Source organism: Marinobacter sp. B-21, assembly GCF_056857895.1.
Window position 1 is genome coordinate 203,463 of the sequence record NZ_JBSXNZ010000070.1, and the last position, 7,844, is coordinate 211,306.

Consider the following 7,844-nt stretch of genomic DNA (forward strand, 5'->3'; position numbering starts at 1 on the left):
ATTATGCACAGTGGCTCACTCCGCCGATTCGGCGGCTACCTGCGAACTCGATGGATCAACCCGCGCCGGGTCCGGTTCTGGTTGCTCGTGCTGGTCGCCACTTACACCTTGCTGGGTTTTCTTGCGCTGCCCTGGATTGTTCAGTACGTTGCAGTGAACACAGCGAAGGAGGACCTCGGACGCGACCTTCGCATTGAGTCGGTACACGTCAACCCGTATACGCTGACGCTCCAGATCGACGGGTTCGCACTCGATGATACCGACGATCGGCAACTGATCGCCTGGAAGCAGCTGTTCATCGACCTCAGCTGGTCGAGCGTCATCAACAGGGCCTGGATCTTCCAGACAATTCGTCTCGACGAACCGGTTATTCAGGAGGAACGCTTCGCATCGGGTGAAACCCGTCTCTTGCGGCTGCTCCCCGAGCCCGCCAACAAGGTTCCGGAGGAAGACGAGCCCGCTTCACTACCGGCACTGCGGGTAAAAGACCTGGGCGTAGAGGGCGCTGATCTGCGCTTCGCTGACAATCTCCCGGACGAGACGACTCCCGCCGGTGATAAGCCGAACCGGGTGACGCTGGCGCTGCAGGATGTCGGGCTATCCGTGAAGGAATTCTCGCTGCAGGAAGGCGCACGCTTTCCGGTGCGTATGGGTGGAAAGCTCGCGGGAGGCGGTGTGCTCGCCTTCGACGGCACGCTTGGGCTTCGACCGGTCCTCATCCTTGAGGGCGAAGCCCGTATCGATGAACTGGCACTGGCGCAGGCCGAACCGTACCTGCGGCAGCTCGCGGCTGTGCGGATCGACAGCGGGGTACTGAACCTGAGCGGGCATATGCGTACAGAGGCGCAGGAGCCCCTTGCCTTTCAGGGTGCCGCCGGGATCGACGCGCTGAACATTGGCGATGGTTCCAATGACGAACCGCTTATCGGCTGGGACAGCGTCCGGACCGAACAGCTCGATCTGAGTCTCGGAGACAGGCAACTCGAGACTGCCCCCATCACCATTGACGGCCTGTCCGGTCGAGTGGTCGTCCATGAGGATCGGACCACCAATTTCGGACGACTTATAGCGAAGGATACGCCACCCAGCGCTGAGGAGGATGGCGGCGCTGCGCGTTCGAACGAGGGGGCAGACCCGTTCGGTATCACCATTGAGGGCATCACGCTCACCGACAGCACCCTCCAGTTTGCGGATCACTCTCTGCCACTGCCGTTCTCAACGAGCATCCACTCGTTGGACGGACAGATATCAACGCTGAGCTCCACCTCGGCCCAGCCGGCGCAGGTAAATCTGGAAGGCCAGGTCGCAGACTACGGCCTGGCGCGTATCGGCGGTACCGTACATGTCTGGAATCCCATGCGGGAGACCAACCTGGTACTGACCTTCCGCAATCTTGAGGTCCCGGGATACTCTCCCTATACAGTGCAATTTGCCGGCCGCAAGATCGCCGGGGGAACCATGGACCTCGATCTCGACTATAGCATCAATGACCAGCAGTTGGACGGCCGCAACAACCTGGTGCTCCGTGATCTGAAGCTTGGCGAGAAGATGGCCTCTGCCGATGCAATGGACCTGCCGCTCGACCTTGTTATAGCACTGCTCAAGGACCGCAATGGCGTCATCGATCTTGACATCCCGGTGAACGGGGATGTTGGCGAGCCCGAATTCGACATCGGCCAGGTCATCCGCCAGGCACTCAGCCAGACCCTCGTGTCCATCGTCCAATTCCCGTTTCGTTTTCTCGCGAGCCTCGTCGGCGTCGACTCTGAGGAATTTGGCCGGATTGATTTCCCGGAGGGGCGCAGCGATCTCACTCCTCCCCAACGCGAGCGCGTTGCCAAGCTCCGCAATGCCATCAACCAGCGACCGGCGCTGAACCTGGAGCTTACTGGTCCCTTCAACCCGACTCTGGACGGTCCGCACCTGCAGCACGGGAAAGCTGTGGAAGCCCTTCAACAACGCCTGATCGAAGCGGGTCGTGAAGTCCCGGATCCCAGCCTGACGAGCGCGTCCACCCAGGATGTTGTCGAGACGATGTTCGCCACCCTTTACCCGAATACGGATCTGAAGGCAGTCCAGACACGTTTCACCGGGACTCAGGATGGCTCATCGGACCGAACCGGATTTGACGCTCTCGCCTATCGTAACCACCTGGCCGAGCGGGTCATTGCGGCACAATCCGTTACCGACGCCGACCTCAAGGCTCTCGCCAACGCCCGAGCAGCGACGGTGCGGGACGCCTTGGCCGACGTGGGTGCGGATAGCAGCATCTCGGCTGATCGGGTGCGCATTCTGGATCCAGAAGAGGTCGATTCAAAGGAGGGCGGACAGGTTACCATGGAAGTCGGGATCGCCGCGGATTGAGACATGGCAAGCCCGGAAAAGCACACCAACGTCCCGGAGCAATATCTGAGTATTGTTGCCTGACCTGATGATGGCCGCGTTCTGCTGATGAAGGGACGTCACCGGTTTTATACGGGTGCCCAGTATGAGGTCAGTGGTGTCGGCCCTATGGTGTCGACCGCACAATGGGAACACTTGCTCGACCAATTCGAGACCCATTGCAGTGAGGGGCTGGGGGTTATCACCGGCTCGTTACAGCAGGGCTTGCCGAAGGACCTGTATGCCGAGGCGGTGCGTCGGGTGCGGGCATCCGGGGGGCGTGCGGTCGTCGACTCGCACAATGAGCTGCTACTGCACGCGATCAAAGCCCAACCTTTCCTGATTAAGCCCAACCGTTTCGAATTGGAAGCCCTGGTCGGGCAGCCTCTGACGAATCAACAGAATATCGTTCGGGAAGCCCGCCAGTTGCAGGAGCGGGGCGTGACCTGGGTCTGCGTCTCTATGGGGGCTGAGGGTGCGTTGCTGGTGACGTCGTCAAGTGTCCTTAAAGGCGAAGCGCCTTCGGTCCCCGTGATCTCCACGGTCGGGGCCGGTGATTCGATGGTGGCCGGTATGGCGGGGCTATTGGCGCAGGGCGCGGCGGACCGGGATGCGTTACGTGAGGGCATTGCCTGCAGCGCGGCAACGGTGATGCAGCCAGGGACCGAGTTGTTCGATAAGGAAACGGTTGATCGGCTGCGTGGTGAGGTTCGGGTGACGCAGCTTTCGATGTGAACGGGTAAAAACGAAAAAAACGCGACAGATCTTTTTTAAAGTCAGCCCAGAGGACACTCAAAAAATAAATCCAAAAAATAAATCTGAAAATGGGTGTCCCGCTTTTCCATGTAGATTCATCTCCTTGGTGTGATCGCTACTCACCACATTATTGTCTAATTCCAAGTCTGACTCTCCATAGTCTGTATAACCAAGAGCTTTGCGGCAACTTTGGAGCCGCGAAGCGGTGAAAAAATTTTTCGGCAACAGTGACGGCTGCCGCATTTCGATTGATTTTTGACCAACCCGCGGGGGTCAGGCAATCGCGATTCGTCCCGATCACGTTCGTCAGGTGGGCTCAGGTAGCGAGTCACCGGGATTATCTACCCGGGTGAGGCAAGGCCTCGATAGAGGTCCCGGTAAACGGCAAAGCCCGGGCAGTACCGGCCGAAGCGCAGGAACCACTGTCGACTGCTGGGATTGGTTAGCACTTGTTGACGCCTGCGTATATGTTGATAATATACTTTTATGATCAATTGGGCACAAGTTACTGGCTTTGACTGGGACAGAGGCAACTCTCGCAAAAACGCGGAGAAACATGGCGTCAGCCAGTCTCAAACGGAAGAAGTTTTCTTTAATGAACCGCTTCTGGTGCTGGAGGATTCTAACCACAGCCAAACTGAGGCCCGTTTTCATGCCCTTGGTGAAACTGATGATGAGAGGCTACTCCACATCACGTTCACTCTAAGGCAGCACGGCACGCTAATCCGAGTGATTTCCGCTCGCGACATGCACCGCAAAGAGAGGGCTGTTTATGAGCAAGCTAAAAAAGATGCCTGAGTTCAAAACAGAAGCGGAAGAACGGGAATTCTGGGAAACTCACGATTCCTCTGACTACCTGGACTGGAGCCAGGCAAAACCGGCCTCTTTCCCGAAGTTGAAGCCCTCAACCAAGACTATTTCACTTCGCTTGCCCGAGGCCCTGCTCGACCGGATCAAAATCGAGGCTAACAAGCGGGATATGCCCTATCAGTCGCTGATCAAGGCCTGGCTTGCGGATGACGTGAACGACAATCGTCGGGCCTGAAGTGCTAACGCCCCGCTCACGCGCCGGTTCGGAGCTGCGAAGCGGCGGGAAATCGGTCGCTGTGCAGCTGATTGTTATGTTCTCCATGACATGTTAGTTTGTGTATGAAAGCAAGAGATCATACACATAGGTGCATCATGAGAACAAACATCGTCATTGACGACCAACTGATGGCTGAAGCACTAAAGGCCTCCGGATACGAAACCAAAAAAGAGGCCGTTGAGCAAGGCCTGAAACTTCTGGTTCAGCGTAGCAAGCAGCAGGAAATCCGAAAGCTGCGGGGCAAGATCAAGTGGGAAGGCGACCTGAATGAAATGCGGAGTGCCGGATGATACTGGTGGATACCAGCGTCTGGATCGACTATTTCAATGGAGTCGAAAACCCGCAAACTGATCTACTGGATGCCTCGATAATCCAAGGATCGGTTGCTATCGGCGACCTTATATTTCTGGAAATACTGCAAGGCATCCGCAACGACAAACAATACCGCCAGACCAAGCAAAGCCTGCTCACGCTGGATCAGTATGAAATGTTTGGCAAAGAAATGGCAGCTAAGTGCGCCGATAATTATCGGGCTCTACGCAAAAAAGGCATCACGATCAGAAAAACCGCCGACGTGATCATCGCGACGTTCTGCATAGAGAAAGAGCTACCACTGCTGTTCCTGGATCGCGACTTTATCCCTTTTGTTGATCACCTTGGACTTGAGCCTGCCCTGAGTGGAACATAATCGGGATAGGGAGGCATCTCACGATGCCCTTCCCCCCACACCACCGGGTATACGGATCACGTACCACGGCGGTTCGGTTGAGCTAGGCTTGGTGAACGCCCCGGTCTGAAGCCATAGCTGGAATGGGAGAAGCTTCCATCCCACTCCGCCGGCAAGACCTGGAGCAACGCCGGTTGAATCAGGCGGTCAGGTCGTCAACGGTCATGCCGTCTATCCCCGCGCTTCCCTTGTTAGCTACCGATCCTCATGCAAGCGACCTTCGACATACTTGTGGAGGATGCTGGCAACAAGTGTTTGGTAGGGAATACCCTCAGCCAGCGCTTTTTTCTGCAGCCCCCGAAGATCCTTGGAAGAAAGCCTGATGTTGATGCGGGCATCTTTCTTGAACATGGCCTCGGCGTACTGTTGATGCCGCGCTTTTCGATCCTCAATATCTGGCGCCCGCTGCAACTCCCCAGCATCGAACGCGTCCGGAATTTCCTGCTCTTCTTTATCCAGCCTGCTCATTTCGGACCTCCCAAATAGGTCTTGGTCGCTTTCCGGCTCGGAATGATCGTTTTCAGAAAAACTTCATCTTCCGATTCTACAAAGGGCACGAGATAGGCGTACCCCTCTATTTCAATCACATGAATCTGCTGGCCCGGATACCGTTCCTGATTCGGATGCTCGAACGCATCCAGGATACCTCCGATCGAGATATGCAAAACCACATCCTCGAATGAGATATTCCTTTCCTCTTGGAGAAGCTTGTTCCTCTCTGAATTCCATGTGATCGGTTTCATGAGCGGACTATAGCGCATTGTGTGCTTTTTGTACTCAAGAGCTAACCTTATTTGTTAGCAGTTTCTGCACGAAGGCGCTCAACCAGCCACACCTTTATGATCGATTGGCGGGTAACACCAATGCGCGCTGCCTCACGGTCCAGCGACTCGACAACCCAAGCCGGAAAATCAACGTTGATTCGCTTTTGGTCCTGATTGACGCGGCGAGCCGAAGAAAGATCAAGATCATCAACGATATCTTCCTGACCTTCCTCAAATTTTTTATCGAAGTCTTTAGCTTTCATAGAGCTCAACCTCCTTCTTGCGAGAGCGCCTGACTGAAATCAGGCGAATACAGCCTACCCTGTAAGTGACGACAGCCGACCAGTGCTTTCCGCCAATATTGCCGATCAGCAAGAACCTTGGCTCATCCTCTGATTTTGCACGGATTTCCAGCAGGTACGGATCTTCCCACAGTTTTTGGGCCGCTTCGAAATCAATATCGTGCTTTTCCAGATTGGCCTGGCTTTTGGTTTCGTCGAGCTCAAACTCATCCATGAGTACAAATTATTCCTTTTTTACTCAGATCGCAAGATGTGGGGAGGAGTAGTGCAACTGCTAACGCTTGTAGCATGCGCGCCCTTGGAAAGGAGCCGAAGGCGCAATGTAAAGGGCGTCCGGTGGCCATCGGCCGCGTACTACAGCGACTGGTTTTATGTGCCAACGCACTCCGATCTAACTCCTGGCCGCAAATACCCCCAAACACGGATACCCTCTTTTCTTACACTCACCCCGCGCTTGCGCAACTGGCGGTAGCCGGATCGCCCCCATTGCTTCAGGTGATAGCACCGGAGCTTGCGGCGCACCCACTTTTCCAGATTCTGGATCGGCGATTTCACTTGCGCAAAACCGTAGTAGCCTTTCCAGCCCCTCAAGTACACCGCTAACTCGTCGATCACCGTTTGCATGGCCCGACCTCGACGGGTAAACGTGAACCCCGGGAACACTTGCTCCCAGGAGCGACCAACCGCGCTCTTCTCCTCGTTTACCGTCAATTTCAACCGGCGACGAAGATAGTCGGTGAGGCTCGCCAGTACTCGTTGCCCTGAACGCTGGCTTTTGACGTAGATGTTGCAGTCGTCCGCGTAGCGGACGAACCGATGGCCACGCCGTTCCAGATCCATGTCCACGGTCCATCGATACCCATCGTTTATGTAGCGTTGGGCTTACTTCCGGCCGGCACTCCGGAGACATCCCCTCGCGGGTTTGCCCCTGCCCTTCGCTAACCTTCGGCTCTGCGAATACCTGGTATCGGGACTTTCACCCGACAAGTCTGGTGCCATGCCTGGCACACACGCCCGCCAGCATGCGCGGCGGAATTGAGGCGAAGCCGCAATGGAGTAGCCGTCGCCGTGCCTGGCCTTGTTAGGGCCTTTGAATCGGGATAGCATAAAAGTATTGCCACTCGCGGAGGCACCATGACTACCGAAACATTAGACCAGCTACGCTCCCAGATTTCGACTCTCTCCGAGTCGGAGCGTGCGGCGCTGGCGCGCGAGCTCATAATGAGCCTGGACGGTCCCCGGGACGACGCTGTCGAGCAAGCCTGGAACGACGAAATTGCTCGCCGCGTGTCCAAGGTCCAAAGCGGAAAGGCCACGCTACTCAGCCGTGAAGAATTCCGATCAAAGATGCGAGCGAGGTTAGGCCAGTAACAGTGCGAACGGTAAGGATACTGGATGATGCCTCGCAGGAAGCTATAGAGGCTGCAGCATGGTACGAATATGAACAGCCTGGACTCGGAGCCGAGTTTTTCGCTGCCGTTGATGCCGCCATAGACATAATTGAAGAAAACTTCATCCCCTTATCACCTCTCCCCGAAGAAGCTGGCAATACCGGTGCAAAACGACTGATTCTAGAACGCTTCCCGTACGATATAGTCGCGATTGAGTTGCCAGAAGAAACGGTTGTAATCGCCATTGCTCACCACTCTCGAAAGCCCGGCTATTGGCTGGAACGCGGCAAGCCCTAACACCTAAGCATTTAATGGTCGTGCGCAGCATGACCTTTAAATGTCTGTTGGACTAAGCCGCCGGCACCGAAGCTGCCGGGCGACGCATAAGGGTAAAGTAATCGGGAGGCAAGGCTCGGAACGGTGAGGCTGGCTGCC

13 protein-coding genes are annotated in these 7,844 nt (G+C 56.0%); 8 read left to right on the top strand and 5 right to left on the bottom strand.

Translation table 11 applies throughout. The annotated features are described in order from the left end of the window. Nucleotides 1-3: 3 nt before the first annotated feature. From AC13C0_RS10125 to vapC, 6 genes are all read left to right on the top strand, one after another. Nucleotides 4-2,364 (top strand): DUF748 domain-containing protein, encoded by a 2,361-nt coding sequence (locus AC13C0_RS10125; protein ID WP_117616824.1) that lies wholly within the window; start codon nucleotides 4-6, stop codon nucleotides 2,362-2,364. Nucleotides 2,365-2,451: 87 nt separating this feature from the next. Then, complete coding sequence (locus tag AC13C0_RS10130; RefSeq protein ID WP_117616823.1) at nucleotides 2,452-3,117, top strand: 1-phosphofructokinase family hexose kinase; 666 nt, start codon at nucleotides 2,452-2,454, stop codon at nucleotides 3,115-3,117. A gap of 507 nt (nucleotides 3,118-3,624) precedes the next feature. Beyond that, nucleotides 3,625-3,936 carry a BrnT family toxin gene (locus AC13C0_RS10135; RefSeq protein WP_117616822.1) on the top strand — a complete coding sequence of 104 codons (312 nt, stop codon included), beginning with the start codon at nucleotides 3,625-3,627 and terminating at the stop codon, nucleotides 3,934-3,936. Next, nucleotides 3,911-4,183: a BrnA antitoxin family protein gene (locus AC13C0_RS10140; protein ID WP_117616821.1), complete on the top strand. Its 273-nt coding sequence runs from the start codon at nucleotides 3,911-3,913 to the stop codon at nucleotides 4,181-4,183. The genes AC13C0_RS10135 and AC13C0_RS10140 overlap by 26 nt, the downstream gene beginning before the upstream one ends. 137 nt (nucleotides 4,184-4,320) lie before the next feature. After that, nucleotides 4,321-4,515, top strand: coding sequence for a type II toxin-antitoxin system VapB family antitoxin (locus tag AC13C0_RS10145; RefSeq protein ID WP_117616820.1), 195 nt, complete (start codon nucleotides 4,321-4,323; stop codon nucleotides 4,513-4,515). Then, complete coding sequence (gene vapC / locus AC13C0_RS10150) at nucleotides 4,512-4,913, top strand: type II toxin-antitoxin system VapC family toxin (protein ID WP_117616819.1); 402 nt, start codon at nucleotides 4,512-4,514, stop codon at nucleotides 4,911-4,913. Before AC13C0_RS10145 ends, vapC begins: the two co-directional genes overlap by 4 nt. A gap of 234 nt (nucleotides 4,914-5,147) precedes the next feature. On the opposite strand, the gene AC13C0_RS10155 is transcribed toward vapC, so the two are convergent. The 5 genes from AC13C0_RS10155 to AC13C0_RS10175 all read right to left on the bottom strand — a co-directional run bounded on the left by AC13C0_RS10155 (nucleotide 5,148) and on the right by AC13C0_RS10175 (nucleotide 6,858). After that, nucleotides 5,148-5,420, bottom strand: coding sequence for an antitoxin (locus AC13C0_RS10155; protein ID WP_117616818.1), 273 nt, complete (start codon nucleotides 5,418-5,420; stop codon nucleotides 5,148-5,150). Next, on the bottom strand, nucleotides 5,417-5,617 hold the full coding sequence (locus AC13C0_RS10160) for a hypothetical protein (RefSeq protein WP_227539380.1): 201 nt from the start codon (nucleotides 5,615-5,617) through the stop codon (nucleotides 5,417-5,419). The genes AC13C0_RS10155 and AC13C0_RS10160 overlap by 4 nt, the downstream gene beginning before the upstream one ends. A gap of 125 nt (nucleotides 5,618-5,742) precedes the next feature. Then, a complete protein-coding gene (brnA, locus tag AC13C0_RS10165) occupies nucleotides 5,743-5,979 on the bottom strand; it encodes a type II toxin-antitoxin system BrnA family antitoxin (protein ID WP_117616816.1) in 237 nt (78 codons plus the stop codon). Further along, nucleotides 5,969-6,232: a BrnT family toxin gene (locus tag AC13C0_RS10170; RefSeq protein ID WP_117616815.1), complete on the bottom strand. Its 264-nt coding sequence runs from the start codon at nucleotides 6,230-6,232 to the stop codon at nucleotides 5,969-5,971. Before AC13C0_RS10170 ends, brnA begins: the two co-directional genes overlap by 11 nt. Before the next feature lie 155 nt (nucleotides 6,233-6,387). Beyond that, nucleotides 6,388-6,858 (bottom strand): group II intron maturase-specific domain-containing protein, encoded by a 471-nt coding sequence (locus tag AC13C0_RS10175; protein WP_227539379.1) that lies wholly within the window; start codon nucleotides 6,856-6,858, stop codon nucleotides 6,388-6,390. A gap of 294 nt (nucleotides 6,859-7,152) precedes the next feature. On the opposite strand from AC13C0_RS10175, the gene AC13C0_RS10180 reads away from it, so the two are divergent. Together AC13C0_RS10180 and AC13C0_RS10185 are read left to right on the top strand one after the other, a co-directional pair. After that, nucleotides 7,153-7,389, top strand: coding sequence for an addiction module protein (locus tag AC13C0_RS10180; RefSeq protein WP_117616813.1), 237 nt, complete (start codon nucleotides 7,153-7,155; stop codon nucleotides 7,387-7,389). 2 nt (nucleotides 7,390-7,391) lie between these two features. Continuing rightward, nucleotides 7,392-7,706, top strand: coding sequence for a type II toxin-antitoxin system RelE/ParE family toxin (locus AC13C0_RS10185; protein ID WP_117616812.1), 315 nt, complete (start codon nucleotides 7,392-7,394; stop codon nucleotides 7,704-7,706). Nucleotides 7,707-7,844 lie beyond the last annotated feature (138 nt).

What these genes read in the sequence shown, in the direction of transcription:
- AC13C0_RS10180 (WP_117616813.1), top strand. Translation starts at nt 7,153, where the DNA reads ATGACTACCGAAACATTAGACCAGCTACGCTCCCAGATTTCGACTCTC.
- AC13C0_RS10125 (WP_117616824.1), top strand. Translation starts at nt 4, where the DNA reads ATGCACAGTGGCTCACTCCGCCGATTCGGCGGCTACCTGCGAACTCGA.
- AC13C0_RS10135 (WP_117616822.1), top strand. Translation starts at nt 3,625, where the DNA reads ATGATCAATTGGGCACAAGTTACTGGCTTTGACTGGGACAGAGGCAAC.
- AC13C0_RS10155 (WP_117616818.1), bottom strand. Translation starts at nt 5,420, where the DNA reads ATGAGCAGGCTGGATAAAGAAGAGCAGGAAATTCCGGACGCGTTCGAT.
- AC13C0_RS10140 (WP_117616821.1), top strand. Translation starts at nt 3,911, where the DNA reads ATGAGCAAGCTAAAAAAGATGCCTGAGTTCAAAACAGAAGCGGAAGAA.
- AC13C0_RS10145 (WP_117616820.1), top strand. Translation starts at nt 4,321, where the DNA reads ATGAGAACAAACATCGTCATTGACGACCAACTGATGGCTGAAGCACTA.
- AC13C0_RS10130 (WP_117616823.1), top strand. Translation starts at nt 2,452, where the DNA reads ATGAAGGGACGTCACCGGTTTTATACGGGTGCCCAGTATGAGGTCAGT.
- vapC (WP_117616819.1), top strand. Translation starts at nt 4,512, where the DNA reads ATGATACTGGTGGATACCAGCGTCTGGATCGACTATTTCAATGGAGTC.
- AC13C0_RS10170 (WP_117616815.1), bottom strand. Translation starts at nt 6,232, where the DNA reads ATGGATGAGTTTGAGCTCGACGAAACCAAAAGCCAGGCCAATCTGGAA.
- AC13C0_RS10175 (WP_227539379.1), bottom strand. Translation starts at nt 6,858, where the DNA reads ATGGATCTGGAACGGCGTGGCCATCGGTTCGTCCGCTACGCGGACGAC.
- brnA (WP_117616816.1), bottom strand. Translation starts at nt 5,979, where the DNA reads ATGAAAGCTAAAGACTTCGATAAAAAATTTGAGGAAGGTCAGGAAGAT.